Source organism: Streptomyces sulfonofaciens (assembly GCF_014656295.1).
GTDB lineage: Bacteria > Actinomycetota > Actinomycetes > Streptomycetales > Streptomycetaceae > Streptomyces > Streptomyces sulfonofaciens.
In genome coordinates this window covers 523,945-547,343 of the sequence record NZ_BNCD01000001.1, presented here as the reverse complement: position 1 = coordinate 547,343, position 23,399 = coordinate 523,945, and the positions used below count along the sequence as shown (strand labels likewise).

Annotated in this window: 19 protein-coding genes and 1 tRNA gene; 9 read left to right on the top strand and 11 right to left on the bottom strand. The window is 71.6% G+C overall.

Going from position 1 to position 23,399, the window contains the following annotated elements; translation table 11 throughout:
• Positions 1-296: 296 nt before the first annotated feature.
• The 3 genes from IE313_RS02165 to IE313_RS02155 all read right to left on the bottom strand — a co-directional run bounded on the left by IE313_RS02165 (position 297) and on the right by IE313_RS02155 (position 3,978).
• Complete coding sequence (locus IE313_RS02165; protein ID WP_189929105.1) at positions 297-1,142, bottom strand: J domain-containing protein; 846 nt, start codon at positions 1,140-1,142, stop codon at positions 297-299.
• A 660-nt stretch (positions 1,143-1,802) separates the two neighbouring features.
• Positions 1,803-3,287 carry a DUF2252 domain-containing protein gene (locus tag IE313_RS02160; RefSeq protein ID WP_189929104.1) on the bottom strand — a complete coding sequence of 495 codons (1,485 nt, stop codon included), beginning with the start codon at positions 3,285-3,287 and terminating at the stop codon, positions 1,803-1,805.
• A 319-nt stretch (positions 3,288-3,606) separates the two neighbouring features.
• The gene (locus IE313_RS02155; RefSeq protein ID WP_189929103.1) at positions 3,607-3,978 is read right to left on the bottom strand and encodes a winged helix-turn-helix transcriptional regulator; all 372 of its coding nucleotides are present in this window, start codon (positions 3,976-3,978) and stop codon (positions 3,607-3,609) included.
• Between the two features lie 139 nt (positions 3,979-4,117).
• Between IE313_RS02155 and IE313_RS02150 the strand changes: the two genes are divergently transcribed.
• Positions 4,118-4,777: an FMN-dependent NADH-azoreductase gene (locus tag IE313_RS02150; protein ID WP_189929102.1), complete on the top strand. Its 660-nt coding sequence runs from the start codon at positions 4,118-4,120 to the stop codon at positions 4,775-4,777.
• 495 nt (positions 4,778-5,272) lie between these two features.
• Here the strand turns inward: IE313_RS02150 and IE313_RS02145 are convergent.
• Positions 5,273-5,356, bottom strand: a tRNA-Leu gene (locus IE313_RS02145).
• A 1,066-nt stretch (positions 5,357-6,422) separates the two neighbouring features.
• Between IE313_RS02145 and IE313_RS02140 the strand changes: the two genes are divergently transcribed.
• From IE313_RS02140 to pknB, 6 genes are all read left to right on the top strand, one after another.
• Complete coding sequence (locus tag IE313_RS02140; RefSeq protein WP_189929101.1) at positions 6,423-7,268, top strand: FHA domain-containing protein; 846 nt, start codon at positions 6,423-6,425, stop codon at positions 7,266-7,268.
• Between the two features lie 10 nt (positions 7,269-7,278).
• On the top strand, positions 7,279-7,791 hold the full coding sequence (locus IE313_RS02135; protein ID WP_189929100.1) for an FHA domain-containing protein FhaB/FipA: 513 nt from the start codon (positions 7,279-7,281) through the stop codon (positions 7,789-7,791).
• A 132-nt stretch (positions 7,792-7,923) separates the two neighbouring features.
• Positions 7,924-9,513 (top strand): Stp1/IreP family PP2C-type Ser/Thr phosphatase, encoded by a 1,590-nt coding sequence (locus IE313_RS02130; RefSeq protein WP_189929099.1) that lies wholly within the window; start codon positions 7,924-7,926, stop codon positions 9,511-9,513.
• A gap of 23 nt (positions 9,514-9,536) precedes the next feature.
• Positions 9,537-10,967: an FtsW/RodA/SpoVE family cell cycle protein gene (locus tag IE313_RS02125; RefSeq protein WP_189929098.1), complete on the top strand. Its 1,431-nt coding sequence runs from the start codon at positions 9,537-9,539 to the stop codon at positions 10,965-10,967.
• Complete coding sequence (locus IE313_RS02120; RefSeq protein WP_189929097.1) at positions 10,964-12,430, top strand: peptidoglycan D,D-transpeptidase FtsI family protein; 1,467 nt, start codon at positions 10,964-10,966, stop codon at positions 12,428-12,430. Before IE313_RS02125 ends, IE313_RS02120 begins: the two co-directional genes overlap by 4 nt.
• 182 nt (positions 12,431-12,612) lie before the next feature.
• Positions 12,613-14,643, top strand: coding sequence for a Stk1 family PASTA domain-containing Ser/Thr kinase (pknB, locus tag IE313_RS02115; protein WP_189929096.1), 2,031 nt, complete (start codon positions 12,613-12,615; stop codon positions 14,641-14,643).
• 353 nt (positions 14,644-14,996) lie between these two features.
• On the opposite strand, the gene IE313_RS02110 is transcribed toward pknB, so the two are convergent.
• The 5 genes from IE313_RS02110 to IE313_RS02090 all read right to left on the bottom strand — a co-directional run bounded on the left by IE313_RS02110 (position 14,997) and on the right by IE313_RS02090 (position 19,684).
• Positions 14,997-15,731, bottom strand: a complete 735-nt coding sequence (locus tag IE313_RS02110; RefSeq protein ID WP_189929095.1) for a class E sortase — start codon at positions 15,729-15,731, stop codon at positions 14,997-14,999.
• 131 nt (positions 15,732-15,862) lie between these two features.
• Positions 15,863-17,071, bottom strand: coding sequence for a class E sortase (locus IE313_RS02105; RefSeq protein WP_308439130.1), 1,209 nt, complete (start codon positions 17,069-17,071; stop codon positions 15,863-15,865).
• A 659-nt stretch (positions 17,072-17,730) separates the two neighbouring features.
• Positions 17,731-18,375, bottom strand: coding sequence for an aminodeoxychorismate/anthranilate synthase component II (locus IE313_RS02100; protein ID WP_229924287.1), 645 nt, complete (start codon positions 18,373-18,375; stop codon positions 17,731-17,733).
• Positions 18,376-18,476: 101 nt separating this feature from the next.
• Complete coding sequence (locus tag IE313_RS02095) at positions 18,477-18,668, bottom strand: hypothetical protein (RefSeq protein WP_189929287.1); 192 nt, start codon at positions 18,666-18,668, stop codon at positions 18,477-18,479.
• 194 nt (positions 18,669-18,862) lie between these two features.
• Entirely contained in the window at positions 18,863-19,684 is an 822-nt protein-coding gene (locus tag IE313_RS02090) for a DUF881 domain-containing protein (protein ID WP_189929092.1), read from the bottom strand.
• 153 nt (positions 19,685-19,837) lie between these two features.
• On the opposite strand from IE313_RS02090, the gene crgA reads away from it, so the two are divergent.
• Positions 19,838-20,092 carry a cell division protein CrgA gene (gene crgA, locus IE313_RS02085; RefSeq protein ID WP_189929091.1) on the top strand — a complete coding sequence of 85 codons (255 nt, stop codon included), beginning with the start codon at positions 19,838-19,840 and terminating at the stop codon, positions 20,090-20,092.
• A 405-nt stretch (positions 20,093-20,497) separates the two neighbouring features.
• Here the strand turns inward: crgA and IE313_RS02080 are convergent, their stop codons facing one another.
• Positions 20,498-21,436: a rhomboid family intramembrane serine protease gene (locus IE313_RS02080; protein WP_189929090.1), complete on the bottom strand. Its 939-nt coding sequence runs from the start codon at positions 21,434-21,436 to the stop codon at positions 20,498-20,500.
• Positions 21,437-21,639: 203 nt separating this feature from the next.
• On the bottom strand, positions 21,640-22,173 hold the full coding sequence (locus tag IE313_RS02075; protein ID WP_189929089.1) for a peptidylprolyl isomerase: 534 nt from the start codon (positions 22,171-22,173) through the stop codon (positions 21,640-21,642).
• Positions 22,174-22,557: 384 nt separating this feature from the next.
• Here IE313_RS02075 and IE313_RS02070 point away from each other — a divergent pair, with 384 nt between their 5' ends.
• Positions 22,558-23,307: a DUF5324 family protein gene (locus tag IE313_RS02070; RefSeq protein WP_189929088.1), complete on the top strand. Its 750-nt coding sequence runs from the start codon at positions 22,558-22,560 to the stop codon at positions 23,305-23,307.
• The last annotated feature ends 92 nt before the right edge of the window (positions 23,308-23,399 follow it).

The window sequence follows — 23,399 nt, the reverse complement described above, 5'->3', positions numbered from 1 at the left end:
ATCATCCCGCCGAAGGGACTTTCGGGCGCGCGCCCACCCCGGCGCCCCGCCGCCACCGAGGCGGACCGAACCGGGCAGGGCAGGACCGCCCGCGGTTCAACTGGGCAGGCCGGGGCGGAATGGAAAGGGCCAGGCCAGGCCTTCCGGCCCAGGACGCCTCATAGCGCCGGGACGCGAAGCGGACCAGGCAGGGCAGGACCGGGCAGGGCCGGGCCGGACCAGGCAGGGCCGGACCAGGCAGGGCAGGACCAGGCAGGGCAGGACCGGGCAAGGCAGGACCGGGCTGGGCAGGCGGCTCAGGCCGTCAGGGCCACCAGTTCCGCCTCGCGTTCGGCGACCTGGGCCAGCAGTTGTTCCGCGATCTCGTCCAGGAGGCGGTCCGGATCGTCCGGGGCCATCCGGAGCATCGCCCCGATGGCGCTCTCCTCCAGATCGCGGGCCACCATGGTGAGCAGTTCCTTGCGGTGCGTCAGCCACTCCAGGCGGGCGTACAGCTCCTCGCTCCTGCTGGGCCGGCGCTCCTGCGGCGCGGGTCCCGCCGCCCATTCCTCGGCCAGCTCGCGCAGCAGCGTTTCGTCGCCGCGGCCGTAGGCGGCGTTGACACGGGCGATGAACTCGTCCCGGCGCGCGCGTTCCTTCTCGTCCTGGGCCAGGTCGGGATGGGCCTTGCGGGCCAGCTCGCGGTAGAGCTTGCGGGCCTCGTCGCTGGGGCGCACCCGTTCCGGCGCTCGGACGGGCTGCTCGGTGAGCATGGCGGTGGCCTCGGGCGAGAGGCCGTCGGAGTCCAGCCAGTCGTGGAACAGCTCTTCCACGTTCGGCATCGGCATCACCCGGGCGCGGGCGTCGTGCGCGGCGCGGATGTCCTCCGGGTCACCGGTCCTGGCCGCCTTGGCCTCGGCGATCTGGGCGTCGAGCTCGTCGAGACGGGTGTACATGGGGCCGAGTTTCTGGTGGTGCAGCCGGGAGAAGTTCTCCACCTCGATGCGGAACGTCTCCACCGCGATCTCGTACTCGATCAGCGCCTGCTCCGCCGTGCGCACGGCACGCTCCAGCCGCTCCTCGGGCCGCGGGCGCCCGGACGCGGATGCGGACCCGGACCCGGAACCGGTCGACGCCCGGCTGCCCTCCGGGGCCTGCTCCACGGCGTCCGCGTCACCTCGGGCCCCGTCACCTCGGGCCCCGTCTGCTCCGGCTCCCCCTCCCGCGGCTGGGTGCCCCCCGGCCGCGTCACCGCCGGCCTCGCCGACGCCGACCGCGTCACCGCCGGTCTCGCCGCCTGTGTGTGCCGCCTGTCCCTGTGGCCCCGGGGCCTGCCGGGACGAGGGGTCGCCGGACGCCGCTGCGGGCCGCGCTCCGGGCTCGGCGTCCCCGCGCGGCACCGCGGCAGGGCTGTCGGACTGGGGAGGTTCGGCTTCCGGGCTCGTCACCCGTCCAGAGTAGAGGGTGGGCCACCGCGGCCCGCGCGGCGCAAGGACCCGCACCCCAGGCCCACACCCGTCCCCGGCTCCCGCGCCCCAGGCCCGCATCAGCCGGCCCCCGCGCTCCGGCCGCTCCTTAGCCCGGCCCTCGCGCTCCGGGCACCCCGGCGGCCGTAGCCAGACCCAGCAACCCGACCGCCACAGCCCGGCGCCCCACAGCCCGGCCCCCGCGCTCCGACCCCAGCAACCCGACCGCCATAGCCAGATCCCAGCAACCCGACCGCCATGGCCGGGCGCCGCCGGGCTCCATGGCGCCGGGTTTCCGTGACAGCGGACGTCCACGGCAGCGGACGCCCAGGCAGCGGCCCCGTGGCGCCGGGTCGGTCACACCTCCGTCTCGGCCGCCACTCGGCCCGCGCGTACCGCGCTCACCAGGGCGGCATGGTCGGCCTCCGTGCGGTCGGCGTAGCTGACGGCGAAATCGGCCATGGCCGTGTCGAGCGAGTCGTTCTTGCCGCAGTAGCCCGCGATCAGCAGCGGATCGGCACTGTGGGCGTGGGCGCGGGCCAGCAGGGCGCCGGTCATCCGGCCGTAGTCGTCGAGCTGGTCCGCGGCGAGGGCGGCGGGGTCGACGCTGCCCTTGCGGTTGCGGAACTGCCGGACCTGGAACGGCCTGCCCTCCACCTGGGTCCAGCCCAGCATGATGTCGCTGACGATCTGCATCCGCTGCTGGCCGAGCACCACCCTCCGGCCCTCGTGGGTCACCTTGGGCACCGGAAACCCTGCCGTGGACAGATGCGGCAGCAGCACGGAGGGGCGGGCCTCCTTCACCTGGAGCACCAGCGGCTCGCCCCGGTGGTCGAGGAGCAGCACCACGTAGGAGCGGGTGCCGACGCTTCCGGTGCCGACCACCCGGAAGGCGACGTCGTGAATCGCATGGCGGCCGATCAGTGGGAGGAGGTCCTCCGGGAGGGTGTCGGCCCAGTCGCCCAGCGCGGAGGCGACCGCGGCCGCCTCCGCGTCGGGGACGCGGCGCAGCACCGGCGGGGCGTCGACGAACCGGCGGCCGCCGCCCTCGACCGACTCGGTGGACTTGGCCGCGAACCGGCCGCTCGTGTTCTTCTTGGCCTTCTCCGCCACCCGCTCCAGCGTGCCGAGCAGGTCGTGGGCGTCCGTGTGCGAGACGAGTTCCTCGTCCGCGATGGCGTTCCAGGCGTCGAGGGCGGGGAGCTTGGCCAGCAGGCGCATGGTGCGCCGGTAGGCGCCGACCGCGTCGAACGCCGCCTCGCGGCAGACGTCCTCGGCGGCGCCGGCCTCCCGGCCGGCGAGGACCAGCGAGGCGGCGAGGCGCTTGACGTCCCACTCCCAGGGGCCGTGGGCGGTCTCGTCGAAGTCGTTCAGGTCGATGACCAGGCCGCCCAGGGCGTCCGCGTACAGGCCGAAGTTGGCGGCGTGGGCGTCGCCGCAGATCTGGGCGCCGATGCCGGTCATGGGGGTGCGCGCGAGGTCATGGGCCATGAGCCCGGCGGAGCCGCGCAGGAAGGCGAACGGGGTTGCGATCATCCTGCCGACCCGGATGGGGACCAGGTCGGCGAGGCGGCCTTCGTTCGACTGCTGGACGGCCGTCACCGCGTCCGGACGGGTGCCGTCCGCCGGCAGCTCGGCGTGCGCCGCACGCGGCACCCGGTCGCGCAGGGCGCGCCCGGCCCGCTTGGGGGAACCCTTGGGGGAGCGCTCGGCGAAGCCCCTCACGTGCGGCAGACGGCGATCCGCCGCCGCCGGTCTCTCAGAGATCCACGCCTCTGGGCGCGCGCTCCGGGCAGGAGCCTCCTCGCCACCCCGCGGCAGCGCCGCACCGCTCCCGGTCATGCCGACCACCCCCGTCTCGCCGCCTGCGCACCCGGCGGCCGCTTCGGCCGTACGGACGCGCTGGACGTCGTCGCAACCGGGCCTTCCGGACACCAACTGGGCATGACGGTACCCCCACACGCCGTACCCCGTGCGGGCCTGTGGACAACCCGTGGCCCCACCTCCCGGGACCGCGACCAGAAGCCCTGCCCCACCGAGCCCCGAGTCCGAGCCCCGAATCACCGAGCCCGGACCCAGAACCCCGGCCGAAACCCCGAAACCCCGAAACCCCGGCCCACCGAGCCCCGAGTCCCGCCCCGGCGTGGCCCGCCCCTGCCCCCTACTTCCGGAACTCCTCCGGACACTGCCCGTCCTCGGGCAGATACCGCTCGGCCCACCGGCGCAGTTCGCCGAGCGCGGGACCAAGGGCGGAGCCGGCCTCGGACAGCCGGTAGGACACCCGCAACGGCGGCCCTTCCGCCACCTGCCGGACGACCAGGCCGACGCCCACCAGCTCGGCCAACCGGTCGGAGAGCATCCGCTCGCTGATGCCAGGAATGGCCCGACGGAGATCGGCGAAGTGCGCGGGCTGCCGCATCAGCACGGCGACGACCAGGCCTGACCAGCGCTTTCCGAGCAGCGTGAAGACACGCGTCATATCGTCGTCGACCTTCGTACAGGCCGCCTCGTCGTGGATCCGGTCTGCCGCCATGCCACAAGAGTACTGCGTCGGAACAAGTAGGTGAGAAAAAGTAAGCGGCTGTGCTAATAATAGTCCAGTACTCAACAACCGCCCTCTGCGACCGGCCCGACCACCGGCCGTCCGGGCACACCCGTTTTGGGAGAACGACATGGCCACCCTGCTGCACCTGGACTCTTCCCTCTTCCCGGGTTCCGCGTCCGCGTCCCGCGTCGTCACCGACGCATTCCGCAAGGCATGGGAGGAACAGCACCCCGAGGGCACGGTGATCTACCGCGACCTCGCCACCGACCCCGTACCGCACCTCGACGTGCACGGTGCGTCCGCGGGCTTCGCGGACCCCGCCACGCACACCCCCGAGCAGGCCGCGGCCTTCGCCGGGCGCGTCAAGCTGATCGAGGAGCTGGAGCAGGCCGACGCGGTGCTGATCGGCGCTCCGATGTACAACTTCACGATCCCCTCCACCCTCAAGGCGTGGCTGGACAACGTGATCCTGGTCGGCCGCACCGCCGGTGAGAACTCGTCCATCAAGGGCAAGCCGATCACGGTCGTGGCCAGCCGCGGCGGCGGCTACTCGGCCGGCACGCCGCGCGAGTCCTTCGAGTACGTGCAGCGGTACCTGGAGGCCGCCCTCACCGACATGTTCGGCGCCGAGGTGGACTTCATCGTCACCGAGCTCACGCTGGCGCACTCCGTGCCGGCCATGAAGGACCTGGTTCCGCTGGCGGAGGCGTCCCGCAGCAAGGCCCTGGAGGACGCCGCCTCCAAGGCCAAGGCACTCGCCGAGCGCCTTGCGGCCACCGGTTCGTGACCTTTTCCGGCCGTTCGCGGCGGTGACCCCGCGAAGGCACCGCACGCTTCTCCGCCGCGTCCGGCGGAGACCCGGCAGCCCGGTCGGGCAACCCCACTCCAGGGGTTGCCCGACCGGGCTCCGGCACGTCCGGGGCGGGACACGTCAGAAGCAGGAGCAGAACGGGCTTTTCAGGCGATTACGGAGCCCGCGCGAGGGCCTCCACAGTCCGCACACATTTTGAGACCCTTCTCACACACACTCAGCCCCCACGCGCATCGCACGAAGCACGCCAGACCAAGCACGAGACCCGAGCACAGAGACCAAGCACAGAAGCCGAAGCACAGAGGACGAGGCAATAAAGACCAAGCACGCCAGGCCAAGCACGCCAGACCGAACACAGCAGACGAGCGCCTCGGGCAAAGCTCCTCGTGCAGAGCTCCTCGGACGAAGCGCAGCAGGACACAAGAAAAGAAAGCGGCCCCCACGGTAAGAACCGTGAGGACCGCTTCGCTGTGCGCGAGGGGGGAGTTGAACCCCCACGCCCTTGCGGGCACTGGAACCTGAATCCAGCGCGTCTGCCTATTCCGCCACCCGCGCATAGGTGCTGTCTTCGGCTCCCTCGCCTGCTGGTGAGATCGCCTCCCGACACCCAGAAGGTTAGCACGGTGACAAGGGTGGCTTCACATCCGTTTCCACCGGCCCACCCGCCTCCGCCCGTACGCCGTCCCACCGCGGGAGCCACCCTGTTGACCCCGCCCGGCCCCCCGCCGGCCCCCGCTCGACCGACCCGGCTCGACCGACCCACTCGACACCGCGAGGGCCGGACCGGGCCCCGCTTCCCCGCCGCCGCGACACGCCCCGGGCCACCGACCGGGACCGCCGGTCCGCACACCCCGCAACCACCGGACCCGAGATCCAGAACCACCGGTCCGCGCATCCGGAACCACCGGGACCGATATCCGGAACCACCGGTCCGCACATCCGTAACCACTGACCTGAATATCCGGTCCGAACATAGGGAAAAACCCGATCCACACCGTTAGGACCAGTGATACACCGCTTCGCACGGTTGACCCGCCGTTGACCCGCGGCTGCTGCGCGGTCGACCCGCGTCCGGCCCGCGGTCGACCGCGCAGCAGCCGCGGACGGCCGCCCGGCCGAACGGGACCGGCACCCCCGCCGGAGCCGCCGCACGCACCGCACGGCGGCCCCCGTGATGCTCCCCACCCCCCACTCCGTATCAACCCCGCATCAACCCCGCACCAGTCGCCGCACCACGGGCGCGCATGGTCCGGAGTGCGCCGCGGGTGCGGGACACTGGATTCCGGCCCCCTTTACGATCCTTCTGGAAGGAGGCCGAACGGTCCTCCTGGGAGGAGGCCGGAACGGCCACCCCCGAAGGGCCGGGCCGGTGCCGCAAGGCGCACGGGCCGCCGCCCTGAAAGGGGGCCCGCAAGGGCCCGGGAGGGATCCCGGGAGTCCGGCGGGGGCATGTCCTGTGAGAGTCGACACCCGTCGGCCGGGCAGACAGGGGGAACCAGCCGATTTACCGGCGCGTGGATACGATCAGTAAGCAGTACCGGCAAGAGCACGACGAGCAGAGCGAACACGACGAACGCCGCGGCCACCGAGCCGTGCTGGGAAGAGAAGGAGGAGGTGCCCCGTGGGAGTCCTGAAGAAGTTCGAGCAGCGCCTCGAAGGTCTGGTCAACGGCACCTTCGCCAAGGTCTTCAAGTCCGAGGTGCAGCCCGTCGAGATCGCCGGCGCCCTCCAGCGCGAGTGCGACAACAACGCGACGATCTGGAACCGCGAGCGCACCGTCGTCCCCAACGACTTCATCGTCGAGCTGAGCGCGCCCGACTACGAGCGCCTGAGCCCCTACGCGGGCCAACTCGGCGACGAGCTCGCCGGCATGGTCCGCGACTACGCGAAGCAGCAGCGCTACACCTTCATGGGCCCCATCAAGGTCCATCTGGAGAAGGCCGACGATCTCGACACCGGCCTGTACCGGGTGCGCAGCCGCACGCTGGCGTCCAGCAGCTCGCAGACGCCCGGCAACGCCCCGCCGGGCCCCGCGGGCGGCTACCCGCCCCAGGGCGCCCCCGGCCGGGGAGGCGGCGGCTACGGCTATCCCCCGCAGCCCGTCGGCGCTCCCCCCATGCCCGCCGCGCCGCCGCCCGGCATGCGCCAGGGCCCCTCGGGCTCCCACCCCGGCACGATGGGCGGCCAGGTCCGCCACTGGATCGAGATCAACGGCACACGCCACCAGATCGCCCGCCCGACGATGGTGCTGGGCCGCAGCACCGACGCCGACGTACGGATCGACGATCCCGGTGTCTCCCGCCGGCACTGCGAGATCAGGACCGGCACGCCCTCGACGATCCAGGATCTCGGGTCCACCAACGGCATCGTGGTGGACGGGCAGCACACCACCCGCGCTACGCTCCGCGACGGCTCGCGGATCGTCGTGGGCAGCACCACCATCATTTACCGGCAAGCCGAAGGGTGAAGCGGGGGCAATGTCAGAGCTGACCCTGACGGTCATGCGGCTGGGTTTCCTGGCCGTTCTGTGGCTGTTCGTGATCGTGGCCGTCCAGGTCATCCGCAGCGACCTGTTCGGTACGCGCGTCACCCAGCGCGGGGCGCGCCGCGATGGCGGTCGCCCGCCGGCCGCGAGGCCCACCCGTGAGGCTCCCCCTCAGCAGCGCGGCGGGGCCGCGGGACGGCAGCGCCGCGGCGCCCCCACCAGGCTGGTCGTCGCCGAGGGCACGCTGGCCGGCACCACCGTCGCGCTCCAGGGCCAGACGATCACACTGGGTCGTGCCCACGACTCCACGATCGTGCTGGACGACGACTACGCGTCGAGCAAGCATGCCAGGATCTACCCGGACCGTGACGGCCAGTGGATCGTGGAGGACCTCGGGTCCACCAACGGCACCTATCTCGACAGGACCCGGCTGACGACCCCGACGCCGATCCCGCTGGGCGCACCGATCCGCATCGGCAAGACCGTCATCGAGCTGCGGAAGTAGTACGACAATGAGCGAGCGGAGCGAGCGAGCCGACGCTGTCCCCACCACGGACGCCAGCACGCTCCCGACCGGAGGGTGGGCAGTGTGGCTCGACACGACCGGCTGCAGTCGGAGCCGACGGGCGAGGTGCGCATGAGTCTGTCACTGCGCTTCGCCGCCGGATCGCACAAGGGCATGATCCGTGAGGGCAACGAGGACTCCGGTTACGCGGGGCCCCGGCTGCTCGCCATCGCCGACGGCATGGGCGGGCAGGCGGCGGGCGAGGTCGCGTCGTCCGAGGTGATCTCCACCCTGGTCGCGCTCGACGACGACGTCCCCGGCTCGGACATCCTCACCTCCCTGGGCACCGCCGTGCAGCGCGCCAACGACCAGCTACGGGTGATGGTCGAGGAGGACCCGCAACTGGAAGGCATGGGGACCACCCTGACCGCGCTGCTGTGGACCGGCCAGCGGCTCGGCCTCGTGCACGTCGGCGACTCGCGCGCGTACCTGCTGCGCGACGGTGCGCTCAGCCAGATCACACAGGACCACACCTGGGTGCAGCGGCTCGTCGACGAGGGCCGCATCACCGAGGAGGAGGCCACCACCCACCCGCAGCGTTCGCTGCTGATGCGCGCCCTCGGCAGCAGCGAGCACGTCGAGCCCGACCTGTCGATCCGCGAGGTGCGCGCCGGCGACCGCTACCTGATCTGCTCCGACGGGCTGTCCGGCGTCGTCTCCCACCAGACGATGGAGGACGCCCTCGCCAGCTACCAGGGCCCCCAGGAGACCGTCCAGGAGCTCATCCAGCTCGCCCTGCGCGGCGGCGGCCCGGACAACGTCACGGTCATCGTCGCGGACGTCCTGGACATCGACAGCGGCGACACCCTGGCGGAACGGCTCTCCGACACCCCGGTCGTGGTCGGCGCGGTCGCCGAGAACCAGCACCAACTGCACGACGGCGGCGCCATGGAGACGCCCGCGGGACGGGCCTCCGGCCTCGGCAGGTCGGTGCCCGGACAGGGCGGCGCGGGCGGCCGGTTCGGCCCGCCCGGCAGCGGCGCGGCGGCCGGCTACGCCCCCGAGGACGGCTTCGGCCCGTACGGCGACGAGGACTTCGTCAAGGGCCGCGGCCGCCACCCCTGGCTCAAGAGGTCGGCGTACCTCGTGCTGGCGCTCGCCGTGGTCGGCGGCGGCCTGTACGGCGGCTACCGCTGGACGCAGACCCAGTACTACGTGGGCGCCAAGGGCGAGCACGTGGCCCTGTACCGCGGCATCAGCCAGGACCTCGCCTGGGTGAGCCTGTCCAAGGTCGAGACGGACCACCCCGAGATCGAGCTCAAGTACCTGCCGCCGTACCAGCGCGAGCAGGTCCAGGCGACCATCGCGGAGGACGACCGCTCCAGGGCCAGCAGCAAGATCGACGAGCTTGCGGTGCAGGCCTCCGCGTGCCGCAAGGACGCCGAGCGCCGCTCCTCCGAGAGCAACGCCAAGCCCGGCGGCAAGGCCCCCGGCGGCCCCGACAGCGGCGCCAAGAAGCCGCTCACCGACAGCACCGAGGCCGGCACGTCCGGCCAGCAGACCACCGACAAGGACAGTGCGGCCGGCACCGACCAGACCCAGGGCGGGCAGGAAACGGCCAACAGCTCCGACGACAAGACCAAGACCGCACCGACACCCACACCCGGGCCCAGCCTCTCCGAGGAAGAGCAGAAGCTGGTCGCGCTGTGCGGTAAGCAGTAAGCCGTGAGGGGCCCTGTCACACCATGAGCAGTACGCATACGACGCATACCGCCCATACCTCGACCATCGGGTCGATCGGCACGCCGAGCCGGCGCAACACCGAGCTCGCGCTGCTGGTGTTCGCGGTCGTCATCCCGGTCTTCGCCTACGCCAACGTGGGCCTCGCCATCAACGACTCCGTCCCACCGGGCCTGCTCAGCTACGGCCTGGGCCTCGGGCTGCTGGCCGGCGTCGGCCACCTCGTGGTGCGCAAGTTCGCGCCCTACGCGGACCCGCTGCTGCTGCCGCTTGCGACCCTGATGAACGGCCTCGGCCTGGTGGTCATCTGGCGGCTCGACCAGTCGCCGAGGCTCCAGCAGCGCGCCGAGGACCTCTTCGGCGCCTTCAGCCCGGACGCGCCCAAGCAACTGATGTACTCCGCGCTGGGCATCGCGTTCTTCGCGGTCATCCTGATCGTCCTCAAGGACCACCGCATCCTGCAGCGCTACACGTACATCTCCATGGTCGTGGCGCTGGTCCTGCTGGTCGCGCCGGTGTTCTTCCCGGCGGTCAACGGCGCCAAGATCTGGATCAGCATCGGCGGCTTCACCATCCAGCCCGGTGAGTTCGCGAAGATCATCATCGCGATCTTCTTCTCCGGCTACCTCATGGTGAAGCGGGACGCGCTGGCGCTGGCCAGCCGCCGCTTCATGGGCCTGTACCTGCCGCGCGGCCGCGACCTCGGGCCGATCATCACCGTGTGGGCGATGAGCCTGCTCATCCTCGTCTTCGAGACCGACCTCGGCACCTCGCTGCTGTTCTTCGGAATGTTCGTCGTCGTGCTGTACGTCGCCACCGAGCGGACCAGTTGGATCGTCTTCGGTCTGCTGATGTCGGCGGTCGGCGCGGTCGGCGTGGCCTCGTTCGAGCCGCACGTGCAGTCGCGTGTGGCGGCCTGGCTGCACCCGTTCTCGGACAAGGTGATCGCACAGACCGGCAGCGACCAGGTCGCGCAGTCCCTGATGGCGTTCGGCTCGGGCGGTGTGCTCGGCACGGGCCTCGGCCAGGGCAACTCGGACCTGATCGGCTTCGCGGCCAACTCGGACTTCATCTTCGCCACCTTCGGCGAGGAACTGGGCCTCGCCGGGGTGATGGCGGTCCTGCTGATCTACGGGCTGATCGTGGAGCGCGGCATCCGCACCGCCCTCGCCGCCCGCGACCCGTTCGGCAAACTGCTCGCGGTGGGCCTGTCCAGCGCCTTCGCGATCCAGGTGTTCGTGGTCGGCGGCGGTGTGATGGGACTCATCCCGCTCAGCGGCATGACGATGCCCTTCGTCGCCTACGGCGGTTCCTCCGTGATCGCCAACTGGGCCCTGATCGGCATCCTGATCCGCATCAGCGACACGGCCCGCCGGCCCGCCCCGACCCCCGCCACCAACCCCGACGCCGAGATGACCCAGGTGGTCCGACCGTGAACAAGCCCCTGCGCCGGATCGCGATCTTCTGCGCGCTCCTCGTCCTCGCCCTCCTCGCCCGCGACAACTGGATCCAGTACGTGCAGGCGTCGTCCCTCCAGTCGAACGACATGAACCGCCGCGTCTCCATCGAGCGGTACGCCCACCCGCGCGGCAACATCATCGTCGGCGGAAAGGACGTCACCGGCTCGGTGACGACCCCCGGCAGCGACTTCGCGTACAAGCGCACCTACAAGAACGGGCCGATGTGGGCACCGGTCACCGGGTACGCCTCGCAGGCCTTCGGCGCCACGCAGTTGGAGAACCTGGACGACGGCATCCTCACCGGCAACGACGACCGGCTCTTCTTCAACCGCACGCTGGACATGATCACCGGCAAGAAGGAGGAGGGCGGCCGCGTCGTGACCACCCTCAACCCCGACGCGCAGAAGGCCGCCTTCACGGGGCTCGGCAAGAGGAAGGGCGCGGTGGCCGCGCTCGACCCGTCCACCGGCGCGATCCTGGCACTGGCCTCCACGCCCTCGTACGACCCGTCCACCTTCGCGGGGAACTCCACCAAGGACGAGAAGGCCTGGGTGAAGCTCCAGAAGAAGCAGGACCCGGACGAGCCGCTGCTCAACCGCGCACTGCGCCAGACCTACCCGCCGGGCTCCACCTTCAAGGTCGTCACGGCCGCCGCCGCCCTCCAGAACGGCCTGTACGAGGACATCGACGCCAAGACCAAGTCGCCGCTGCCGTGGACGATGCCCGGCACCACCACGGTGCTGCCGAACGAGGGCCCGCTCCCCTGCAAGGACGCGAGCCTGCGCCAGGCACTCGAAGTGTCCTGCAACACCGTCTTCGGCAAGATCGGCTCCGATCTCGGCGAGGACAAGATGCTCAAGACGGCGGAGTCCTTCGGATTCAACTCCGAGCAGTTCACCCCGGTGCGCTCGAACGCGTCCAACTTCGACAAGAACATGAACCCGTCGCAGACGGCGCTGTCCGCGATCGGCCAGTACGACACCGCGGCCACCCCGCTCCAGATGGCCATGGTCGCCTCTGCGGTCGCCAATGACGGCACCCTCATGGAGCCGTACATGGTGGACGAGCTCCAGGCGCCCAACCTGGACACCATCGAGAAGCACACGCCGAAGAAGCTCAGCCAGCCGCTCTCGCCGGAGAACGCCCAGAAGCTCCAGTCGATGATGCAGACCGTCATCAACTCGGGCACCGGCTACACCGCCAAGATCCCGGGCGTCACGGTCGGCGGCAAGACCGGTACCGCGCAGCACGGCATCAACAACGAGGGCACGCCGTACGCCTGGTTCATCTCGTACGCCAAGACGGACTCGGGCTCGCCCGTCGCCGTCGCGGTCGTGGTCGAGGACGGCGCTGCCAACCGGGACGACATCTCGGGTGGTGGTCTGGCCGCACCGATCGCGAAGAACGTGATGCAGGCGGTCATCAACAGCAAGCACTGAGCCCGGACGTGACCCTGATCACGTCCCCTTCACATCGGTGCACGATGCGGTACCGGTCCGGTATCGGGTGGCCGGGAGGGCCGTGGCAAGGAAGGTGAGCCGGGTACGGTAGCCCGGACAGCACACCGCCGGACCACACATCGGGTGCGGTCGGGACCGACGGAGAGGGCTGGTAGGTAGCTATGGAAGAGCCGCGTCGCCTCGGCGGCCGGTACGAGCTGGGCCAGGTGCTCGGCCGCGGTGGCATGGCGGAGGTCTACCTCGCGCACGACACCCGCCTCGGCCGCACCGTGGCGGTGAAGACGCTGCGCGCCGACCTCGCCCGTGACCCGTCGTTCCAGGCCCGGTTCCGCCGTGAGGCCCAGTCGGCCGCCTCGCTCAACCACCCCGCGATCGTGGCGGTCTACGACACCGGCGAGGACATGGTCTACGACCAGGCCACCGGGGGTGCCGGGGTCTCGATCCCGTACATCGTCATGGAGTACGTGGACGGCTCCACGCTCCGTGAGCTGCTGCACTCGGGCCGCAAGCTGCTGCCCGAGCGTTCCCTGGAGATGACCATCGGCATCCTCCAGGCGCTGGAGTACTCGCACCGCAGCGGCATCGTGCACCGCGACATCAAGCCCGCGAACGTCATGCTCACCCGCACCGGGCAGGTCAAGGTCATGGACTTCGGCATCGCCCGCGCCATGGGCGACGCCGGGATGACCATGACCCAGACCGCTGCCGTGATCGGCACCGCGCAGTACCTCTCGCCCGAGCAGGCCAAGGGCGAGACCGTCGACGCCCGCTCCGACCTGTACTCCACCGGCTGCCTGCTGTACGAGCTGCTGACCGTCCGCCCGCCGTTCGTGGGCGACTCCCCGGTCGCGGTGGCCTACCAGCACGTCCGCGAGGAGGCGCAGCCGCCGAGCGCCTTCGATCCCGAGATCACGCCCGAAATGGACGCAATCGTCCTGAAGGCCCTGGTAAAGGATCCCAACTACCGCTACCAGTCCGCGGACGAGATGCGCGCCGACATCGAGGCATGCCTCGACGGAGCGCCCGTCGCGGCCGCCGCGGCGATGGGTGCGGCGGCCTACGCGGGCTACGGCCCCGACGACCAGCCGACCACGGCGATGCGCCCCCAGGACCCCGGTGGGGAGCGCACGTCGATGCTGCCGCCGGTCAACCCGGACGACGGCGGGTTCGGCTACGAGGAGCGGCCAGACCGGCGCCGCCAGAAGAAGTCGAGCACGTCCACGGTCCTGCTGGTCGTCGCCGGTGTGCTGGTGCTGGTCGGCGCGATCCTGATCGGGAAGTGGGCGTTCAGCGACAGCGGCCAGGGCGACGCCCAGGTGCCCGTGCCCACGCTGGTGGGCGAGACCCTGTCCGGCGCCAAGGCCAAGGCGGCCAATGTCGACCTCAAGGTCTCGGTCTCCGGCAACAAGGAGTGCAAGGACCAGCCCCGGGGCCATGTCTGCACCCAGGAGCCCGAGCCCGGCGGGAAGATCGCCAAGAACAGCACGGTCTCGGTCGTGATGTCGACGGGCGCCCCGAAGGTCGCGGTGCCCAACGTCATCGGTGACTCGCTCGACGACGCCAGGTCGGAGCTGTCCGACAAGAAGTTCGACGTCGAGGTCAAATTCAAGGAGTCCACGCAGCCGGTCGACCAGGTGCTCTCCCAGAATCCCGACCCGGGCACCGAGCGGGAGTCGGGCAGCACGGTCACGCTGACCGTCGCCAAGGAGAAGAAGCAGGTCACCGTCCCCGATGTGACCGGGAAGACCTTCGAGGACGCCAAGGCCCAACTGGAGTCCAACAACCTCAAGGTCCAGCGGCAGGACGTCGAGAGCAGCAGCGTCGAGCCCGGGAAGGTGGTCCAGACCAGTCCGGCCCCCAACACCCAGGTCGACCCCGGCTCCACCGTGACCGTCCAGGTGGCCAAGGCCGCCCAGCAGGTCGCGGTCCCCAATCTCTCCGGGCAGACCGTGGCCGCCGCCAAGCAGGCGCTGGCGGGCGCCGGCCTCCAGGTCGGCAAGATCAACGGCCCGGGTGACGACAACGCCTTCGTCATCACCTCCAGCCCCGGGGCCGGCCAGCAGGTCGCACCCGGTACGGCGGTCGATCTCCAGACGGTGGGCGGCGGAGGCGGCCCCGGCGGCCCCGGCGGCCCGGGCGGGGACGACGGCGGCCCCGGCGGCAACGTCTTCGGGGGTCAGCGGGGCTTCTGAGCTGACCGGGGGCCCTCGACGGGCCCCCGGGAGCCGCGGGACCCCCGCCTCCGGAGCACCTGCTCCGCTGCTGGCTCCGCGCTCTGATCGGTACCTGAGAAACGCATGTGGGCCCGGCTTCCGGCCGGGCCCACATGCGTTTTCCGTAGCCCTCCCTGGCGGTGGACCGGCGCCCGCCGGACGTACGGCCCGGGAGCGGGCCGGCGCGCCCGCCGGGTGGGCGCCCCCTCCGTGGAACGGCACCCGACACGGCCCGGGAGCGGGCCGGCGCCGACCGGACGTACGCCTCCTCGGTGGACCGGCACCCGCCGGGTGTGCGCCGGGCGCGGGGCGGTGCCGGGCCACCGCACGGGCTACCGCAGCTCCACCGGTGGCGTCCGGTCGCTGTCGACCTTCTGCGTGCGCTCCAGCTCGCCCCAGACCACATAGCGGTACAGGGAGGTGTACACGGGCGTACAGGTGGTCAGGGTGATGTACCGGCCGGGCTTCTTCTTGCCGGACTCCTTCGGGACCTGGTCGATCACCTGCACGTTGTACTTCGAGGTCTCCTTGAGGATGTCGTAGACCTTGTAGACGTACCAGGTGTCCTTGGTCTCCAGGACGATCGCGTCGCCCTTCCTCATCCTGTCGATGTTGTGGAACTTCGCGCCGTGCCCGTCCCGGTGCGCCGCCAGCGTGACATTGCCCTCGGGGTCGCCGGGCAGCGCCGACTTGACCGGATGCGTGTAGTAGCCGGCGACGCCGTCGTTCAGCACCGCGGCCGACGTGCCCTTCTTCACCAGCACCTCGCCGTTGTGCATGGCGGGCACGTGCAGGAAGCCGATGCCGTCCTTGGTGTCGAGCGCGCCGGGGCCCGGGTCGGCCCAGTGGTGGCGCACCTGGTCGCTCTGGCGGTTCGCCTCGCGGTCCGCGGTGACGTTCGTCCACCACAGGGAGTAGGCGACGAAGAGGCCGAGCACCAACCCCACGGTGATCAGCAGCTCTCCGAACACGCTCACCGCGAAGGCGATCCGGTGGCGCGGCCGCCGGACGGGTGGCGGCGGCGAGGACGCTTCGGTCCTGTCGTCGGGGTCGGTCGTCGCTACCACTGCATCTGCCCTGTTCTGTCCGTCCCGCCGGGCCCACGGCTGTCGGAGCTGCCCGGCCCCCGGCGCGTTCAGCCGGTGTTGTCCGTGTCAGTCTGCCTCGTCCGGACGGCCGTTGGTCAGGGCGCGTGCGCTCAGTTGACGAGGGCCGTCGGCTTGCCCTTGCTGCGGGGCCGCTGCTCGACCATCTTGCCCCAGACGATCAGACGGTACTTACTGGTGTATTCAGGCGTACACGTCGTCAGGGTGATGTACCGCCCGGGCCCGGTGAAACCGGATCCTGGGGGCACGGGGCCGATGACGCCTATGTTGCTGGGCGGGGTCTGCGGCAGCATGCTGGTCACCTTGTAGACGTAGTAGGTGTCCTGCGTCTCGACCACGATCACGTCGCCGCGCGTGAGGCGGTTGATGTAACGGAACGGCTCGCCATGGGTGTTGCGGTGGCCGGCCACCGCGAAGTTGCCCGTCTTGGCGTCGGGCATCGCCGTCTGGATGTCGTTCGGACCGCCGTAGTGGCCGACCATGCCGCGGTCGAGGACCCGGTGCTTGTCGGTGCCCTCGGCGATCGGCACGACGACGTCCAACTTGGGGATGTGCATGATGGCGAAGCCCTGGCCCGGCGCGAAGACACCCGGCTTGCCCTTGCCGTTCGCCCAGTCGTCCTGGAGGCTGTGCGCCGCACCGTCCGCCTCCTCGTGCGCGCGGACGTTCGTCCACCAGAGCTGGTAGGTGACGAAGAGCAGCATCATCACACCGATGCTGATGAAGAGTTCGCCGATCACCCGGCTCGCGACCACCGAGGCGCTCGGTCTGGCCGCACGGGCCGCGCGGCGCGCCTCCATCCGGGTCAGCGGGGCGGACTCCCCGGCGCTCCCGGTCTCCTGCTCCTGCTCCTGCTCCTGCTCCCAGGGCTCGTCGCCGGCGCGGTGCCCGCGGGCCCGGTGCCCGCGGGCCCGGTGCCCGCCGCGGCCCGCGGTCCTGCTGTCGTGCCGGCCACCGGCACGGCGGCGTCCGCCACCGCCGCCACCGCCACTGCGCTGCTTGGCGGCCCGCCGCCGCGCGGCCCGGCCCCCGGCCGCGGCTGACGCGGTCACGGCCGCGCCCAGGGCCGACCCTGCCGCGTCCGAGCCCGCTGACCCGGCGGCCGGTGCCGCCTCCTGTGCGCCTGTGCCGGTCTCCCGGTCGGTGTCCGCGCCCGCGCCGTGGTCGGTGCGGGGAGCCGCGCCGCGGTTCGGGCGGCGTCGCGTGCCCGCTCCGGCCGCGTGCCCGGAGCCGGGCCTGCGCGGCGGCCCCGGTGCGGTGTCGGGCGCGTCCTGCGCGGCCGGGTCGTAGAGGGGCTGCACGAGGGTCTGGGTGACGTCCTGGGGTGCCTCCGGGGGCGGCTTGCGGTGCGAGCGGCGCGGTTGCGGACGGGGTTCCCCGGGGGGCTGTCTCTCCTCGGAGGGCTGCCGCTCGACGGGCTCGCTGCGAAACCACTCGGAGGAGTGATGCGGCGACGCGGCGGCGGGTTCACCCGCAAGGGGGGCGTACCCGAACGCGTACGGCGCGGACGGCTGCCCCTGCGTCGCGGGCGAAGGCCCGGCCAACGGGTCGCCGACCGCGGGGGGGCGGCCCGAAGAGGGGTCCTGCGGCGCGGCGGAGTGCCTGCCCTGCGGCGGGTCGTAGGAGGCCGGGTAGCGGCCCGGCGGCGGCTCGGGCAGCGGGGGGCGCCGGCCGGGGTGCCCGTACGTGCTGTGCGGGCCCGGCGACGCGTCCTGGGCGGTGGAGCCGGGCAGCGGGTCGTTCAACGGGTCGGCGAGCTGCTCCACGGCCGCCTCGAAGGCCGCGGCGTCCCCGTAGGTGCCCGCCTCGAACCGGGCGGCGTCACCGTAGGAGCCGGCCCCGAAGACGGCGGCGTCCGGAAGGAGTGCGTCTCCGAAGGCGGACGGCTTCCCGGGGGCGTACGCGTCCTGCGCGTCGTACTCGCCGTACGGGGCTCCTTCGCGCTCGGGGCGCAGTGCGGTCACGCCGAGGCCCTGCCCACCACGGGCGCGAGGCCCGCGGACCGCTGCACCGCCCCTTCATCCCCGCACTGCGCCAGCCAGTTGGCCAGCATCAGGTGGCCGTGCTCGGTGAGCACGGACTCCGGGTGGAACTGCACGCCTTCCACGGGCAGGTCACGGTGGCGGATGCCCATGATGATGCCGTCGCGCGTGCGGGCGGTGACCTCCAACTCGGCGGGGACGGCGGCCGGCTCGGCGGCGAGGGAGTGGTAGCGGGTCGCGGTGAAGGGCGAGGGAAGGCCGGCGAAGACGCCGCGTCCGTCGTGCTCCACGGGCGAGGTCTTGCCGTGCAGCAGCTCCGGGGCGCGGTCGACCACGCCCCCGTACGCCACCGTCATCGACTGCATGCCGAGACAGACGCCGAAGACCGGGACTCCGGTTTCCGCGCAGCGGTGCACCATGTCGACGCAGACGCCGGCCTCCTCGGGGGTGCCCGGGCCCGGGGACAGCAGGACGCCGTCGAAGCCGCCGCCGTCCGCCGCGCGCCGCCGGACGTACTCCGGGGAGACGGCGTCGTTCCTGAGCACCTCGCACTCGGCGCCGAGCTGGTAGAGGTACTGCACGAGGTTGAAGACGAAGCTGTCGTAGTTGTCGACGACGAGCACACGCGCGGGGCGGGGGGTACCAGGAGGGACGGCGGTGGAACGGACGGCCGCACGGGCCCCGGTGGGCGCGACCGGGCCGGCGGGCGGACAGCTCTGGCTGGTCATCGGGCGGCCACCGATCCCGGCCACGGCGCACTGCCGTTGACCGTGACGTCGTTGAAGGGGAGGAGGGGCTCGGCCCAGGGGAAGACGTACTGGAAGAGGACGTACACCACGGCCAGCACCAGGACGAACGAGATCAGCGCCTTCACCCATGTGTTGCCCGGCAGATGCCGCCAGATCCAGCCGTACATGCCGTCCCTACTCGCCGTCGACAAAGTTTGCGTCCACCAGACTACGGTGAGGCGAAGGGTACGTGGGCAGCCTGTGGAAAGCGTGACGTGCGCCTCGTCACGGCCGGCGCGGGGTGGTGCGCGCGGGTGGCGCGGGAGCAGGGCGCGGGCACGGCGCGGGGCTGTACGGGCGTGCGGCGCGGGCGTGCGGCCGGCTACTCCAGCGGCTCGGCGTAGTGGAGGTCCACGGTGCCCTTGTAGCCGGGCAGCGTCAGCGTCCCCTCCTCCTTGACCCGCCAGCCGAGCCCGTAGGCGTTCACGTACAGCATGTAGTTCTGGATCTCGGGGGAGTCCGCGAGGGCCTTCTGGAGCTTGTCCGGGTCGCCGACGGCGGTCATCTCGTAGGGGGGCGAGTAGACCCGGCCCTGGAGGATGAGGGTGTTGCCGACGCAGCGCACGGCGCTGGTCGAGATGAGCCGCTGGTCCATCACCTTGATACCCCGCGCGCCGCCGTGCCACAGGGCGTTGACGACGGCCTGGAGGTCCTGCTGATGGATCACCAGGTCGTTCGGCTGCGGCTCGGGGTAGCCGGGCAGCTTGGCGGTGGCGTCCGGCGGCGCGTCGTCCAGGGTGACGCTGACGGCCCTGCCGCGCAGCGCCTTGGTGGCCGCCTCCTTCTCCAGGGCCGTGAGCTTGTCGTCCTCTTCCTTGGTGCGCCCGTCGTCGCGGGCGGCGAGGGACTCGACGTCCTCGCGCAGGGTGCCGTTGGCGGTCTCCAGGGTGGCGTTCTTGCGGCTGCGCTCCTGGATGAGGTCGGACAGCTTCAGCAGGGAGGCGTCCGTGCGGATGTTGGTCCCTTTGGCGGTGTTGAAGCTCGTGACGAAGATCAGGCCGGCCAGCGCGAAGACGCCGACGGTGAGCACCCTTCCCCAGTGCCGCAGCGGCGCGGGGCCCGTTCCGGCCGGTCCCCGGCGCCCGGTGTGCGCGGGGCTGGTGCCGGTGCCGGGGGAGTCGGCAGAATTGCTCTGCTTGCTCAACGGTATCCTTACTCCTTACGGCGCCTGGAAGGCACTACGCTAACGGACGCCCTGGGGAGCGCTCGGTGCCCCTCGTACTTCCCCTTGTACGCTGCCCGGGAGCCCGCCCGTTTCCCTGCGCGGCCACGCAGCGCATCGACAGGAGAGTTTCTCGTGCCGAAGTCACGCATCCGCAAGAAGGCCGACTACACGCCGCCGCCCACCAGGCAGACGGCGGCGATCAAGCTGACGAACCGCGCCTGGGTGGCGCCGGTGATGCTGGCGATGTTCCTGGTGGGCCTCGCCTGGATCGTCCTCTTCTACGTGACGGACGGCGACCTGCCGATCGACTCGCTCGGCAACTGGAACATCGTCGTCGGCTTCGGCTTCATCGCGGCGGGCTTCGGCGTCTCCACCCAGTGGAAGTGACGGCGCCTCCGGGGCACCGGAGCGCGGCCGCACGCTCGGGGAACGACGGGTGACGGACGGGTGTACACCGTCCCACCAGGAACGTATCCGTTGAGTTATCCACAGGCCTGTCCACACGTGGGGATATTCAGAAGATCTGTGGATAACTCAGCGGGCGTTGACGCCGGTATGACTGTCATCCCGGCCCTCCGGTCCGCCTTCCACTTCCTCCACGGTTGAAAAAAGCCCTGGTCAGAGCGGCGGAAGCAGCTCTGAACACAGGGCGCCCGGGTGGCCGGACGGTGTTGCCCACACCATGCACAAGATCCAGCACACGCTGTGGACAACGCTGTGGGCAGGCGAGTGGTCGGGGGTGGGCGCCGTCCGCTCACACACACGGCGCCCGACGTCGGGTGAGCGCCCCCGTCAGGTGAGCGACACCGTCCGTACGACGAGCACGACCACCTCGACGAGCAGCACCACCGCGCACGCCCCCCACTGCACCAGCGCACGCCTGGCCCGTGGCGCGTGCACCATCGCGTAGGCCAGCGGCACACCGGCGACCAGGCCGCCGATGTGGGCCTGCCAGGCGATGCCGCTCATGCTGAAGGTGAAGATCAGGTTGATCACCAGCAGGGCGATGACCGGACGCATGTCGTAGCGGAGCCGGCGCACCAGGACGGCGGTGGCGCCGAAGAGGCCGTAGATCGCTCCGGACGCGCCCAGCGATGCCTCCGTCGGAGAGGCCAGCAGATAGGTGAGGACGCCGCCGGCGAGCCCCGCCACCAGGTACAGCGCGAGGTAGCGGGCCCTGCCGAGGGCCGCCTCCAGCGGGCCGCCCAGCCACCACAGGCTGAGCATGTTGAACCCGATGTGCCAGATCTCCTGGTGCGCGAACATGGACGTGACCAGGCGGTACCACTGGCCGGCCGCAAGGCCCTCCGTCGCGTGGTAGGGCACCCCCGGCGGGAACACGCTCCTGGGCGGCCAGCTTCCGATCAGCACCAGGCGGTCGACCAGGCTGTCGTCGAGCGAGATCGCGATGAAGACCGCGATGTTGATCCCGATGAGGATCTTGGTGATCAGATGCGGGTCCGACGCCACCGCCCCGCCGGCGATGGTGCGCGGCCGGCCGGCCGCCGGCCCGTGCCCGGTGCCGGAGCCGCTGCTGACGCATGCGGGGCACTGGAAGCCGACCGCGGCGCTGACCATGCACTCGGGGCAGATCGGGCGGTCACAGCGGGAGCAGCGCACGCCCGTCTCGCGGTCCGGGTGGCGGTAGCAGGTCGGTGCGCTCCCCGCACCGCCCGCGCCCTGCCGGTCGCCCGGCGGCGGAGTGTCCGGCGCCTGGTCGGCCTGGCCCATGGGAATCCCCTCATTCTCCGTACGAACGCACCGGGGCCGTACCAAACGCTCCCCGGAGCCCGAAGGGCCCGGGTGGTGACGCCCAGCCCCGCCCTTCCTTACGGTCGGGCGGGGCGGATTGGTTCCCGAACGGGCGCACGAACGCGGCCGGGGGCGGGCTCTGTCCTGCCGCCCTGCGTCGGCCTCCCCCCTCGGCGCCCCTGTTAGCTGGCGCGGGTCTCCACGACGACCGACTCGATGACGACGTCGTTGACCGGCCGGTCGGTGCGCGGGTTGGTCTGGGCACCGGCGATGGAGTCCACGACCTTCTGGCTGGGCGCGTCCGTGACCTCGCCGAAGATGGTGTGCTTGCGGGTGAGCCACGCGGTCGGGGCGACGGTGATGAAGAACTGCGAGCCGTTCGTGCCCGGGCCCGCGTTGGCCATGGCCAGCAGGTAGGGCCGGTCGAAGGCCAGGTCGGGGTGGAACTCGTCCTCGAAGGTGTAGCCGGGGCCGCCGGTGCCGTTCCCCAGCGGGTCCCCGCCCTGGATCATGAAACCGCTGATGACCCGGTGGAAGACCGTACCGTCGTACAGCCTGCCCGTGGACTTCGCGCCGGTCTCCGGGTGGACCCACTCCCGCTCGCCCTGGGCGAGCTCGACGAAGTTCTTGACCGTTTTGGGAGCGTGGTTCGGCAGCAGCCGTACCTCGATGTCGCCGTGGTTGGTCTTCAGGGTGGCGTAGAGCTGCTCAGCCACGATCTGCCTTCCGTTGTCGTCTGGGACCCCACGATCCTCGCATGGACCGCTCTCCGGGCGGCTGCCACCACGACCGGCGCCCGCGCCGGGTGCGCATGGGCACGTCCGCCGGGGTGGCGCCGCCCGCGCCCGCCCGTCCGCGTCCGTCCTCGCCCGTCTCCGCAGCCGTCCACGACCCCGCCGAGGCCCTTCCGGTGACTTTCCTCGCCCCTTTCGGGGCCCGTCCGCGCCTATCCGGGCCGTGCCGGGGGAACCCGGGCAGACGTTCCGGGACGGTCATGACCCGGATGCCCGCCTTCGCATGCCGGGGCAGAGTCCGGCAGGCATGATCCGTAAAGGGGTGGAAAGGTGCAATACCGTACGCCACCAAGGAGGAGGATTCCCGTGACCCGCATCGACAGCGTGCGCGCCGCGACGGACTCGGCGAAGGACAGCGTGCTGCACGCCGCGGAAGTGGTGGCGCCCTACGCCGACACGGCCAGGGACAAGGCCGTCCACTACGCCCACGAGGCCCGGGTGCGCATCGCGCCCAAGGTCTCGCTCGCCGCGGACCAGGCACGCGTCCAGTACGACGCGCACCTGGCGCCGCGCATCGTCCAGGCGCGCAAACAGGCACGCTCGCACGTGCCGACGAAGGTCGACGAGGCCGCGGGGCGCACCGCCAAGGTGGCACGGCAGGCCGCCGCCGTGGCCGGGCCGCGGATCGAGCAGGCCGTCGCGGTGTCGCGCCCCCGTATCGAGCAGGCCGTCGCCGTGGCCGGGCCGGCCCGGCAGGAGGCGGTCTCCCGCAGCAGCGCCACGCTCGCGGCACTGCGCGGCCAGGTGTCGGCCAAGGACGTCCAGCGGATCGTCCGCCGCCGTGAGCGGCGCGCCATGGCCGGCCGGATGGCCAAGGGGGCCCTGCTGCTCGGGGCCCTGGCCGGCGGCGCCTTCGCGGTGTGGAAGTGGTGGGACAAGCAGGCCAACCCGGACTGGCTGGTCGAGCCGCCGGCCGCCACGGAGGTGTCCGAGGAATCCCGGCTCTCGTCGGTCGACGGAAGTGTCGGCCGCTCGCTCGACCCGGACGTGGCCGCCAGGCAGACGGAGTCCGAGTCCGCGGAGCGGGTCGCTCGGGAGCGGCGCCAAGGAAAGTGAGACTGCGGGGGCGTACGCGCCCCCGTGCCCCCGATGCCCACGGGCGCCGGGCGAGCGGAAGCCCCCGGGACCGCCGGGGGCTTCCGCGGGTA

Coding starts and splice junctions, on each gene's coding strand:
- IE313_RS02130 (WP_189929099.1), top strand. CDS start 7,924: ATGAGTCTGTCACTGCGCTTCGCCGCCGGATCGCACAAGGGCATGATC.
- IE313_RS02160 (WP_189929104.1), bottom strand. CDS start 3,287: ATGACCGGGAGCGGTGCGGCGCTGCCGCGGGGTGGCGAGGAGGCTCCT.
- IE313_RS02095 (WP_189929287.1), bottom strand. CDS start 18,668: ATGTACGGCTGGATCTGGCGGCATCTGCCGGGCAACACATGGGTGAAG.
- IE313_RS02155 (WP_189929103.1), bottom strand. CDS start 3,978: ATGGCGGCAGACCGGATCCACGACGAGGCGGCCTGTACGAAGGTCGAC.
- IE313_RS02125 (WP_189929098.1), top strand. CDS start 9,537: ATGAGCAGTACGCATACGACGCATACCGCCCATACCTCGACCATCGGG.
- IE313_RS02135 (WP_189929100.1), top strand. CDS start 7,279: ATGTCAGAGCTGACCCTGACGGTCATGCGGCTGGGTTTCCTGGCCGTT.
- pknB (WP_189929096.1), top strand. CDS start 12,613: ATGGAAGAGCCGCGTCGCCTCGGCGGCCGGTACGAGCTGGGCCAGGTG.
- IE313_RS02150 (WP_189929102.1), top strand. CDS start 4,118: ATGGCCACCCTGCTGCACCTGGACTCTTCCCTCTTCCCGGGTTCCGCG.
- IE313_RS02080 (WP_189929090.1), bottom strand. CDS start 21,436: ATGGGCCAGGCCGACCAGGCGCCGGACACTCCGCCGCCGGGCGACCGG.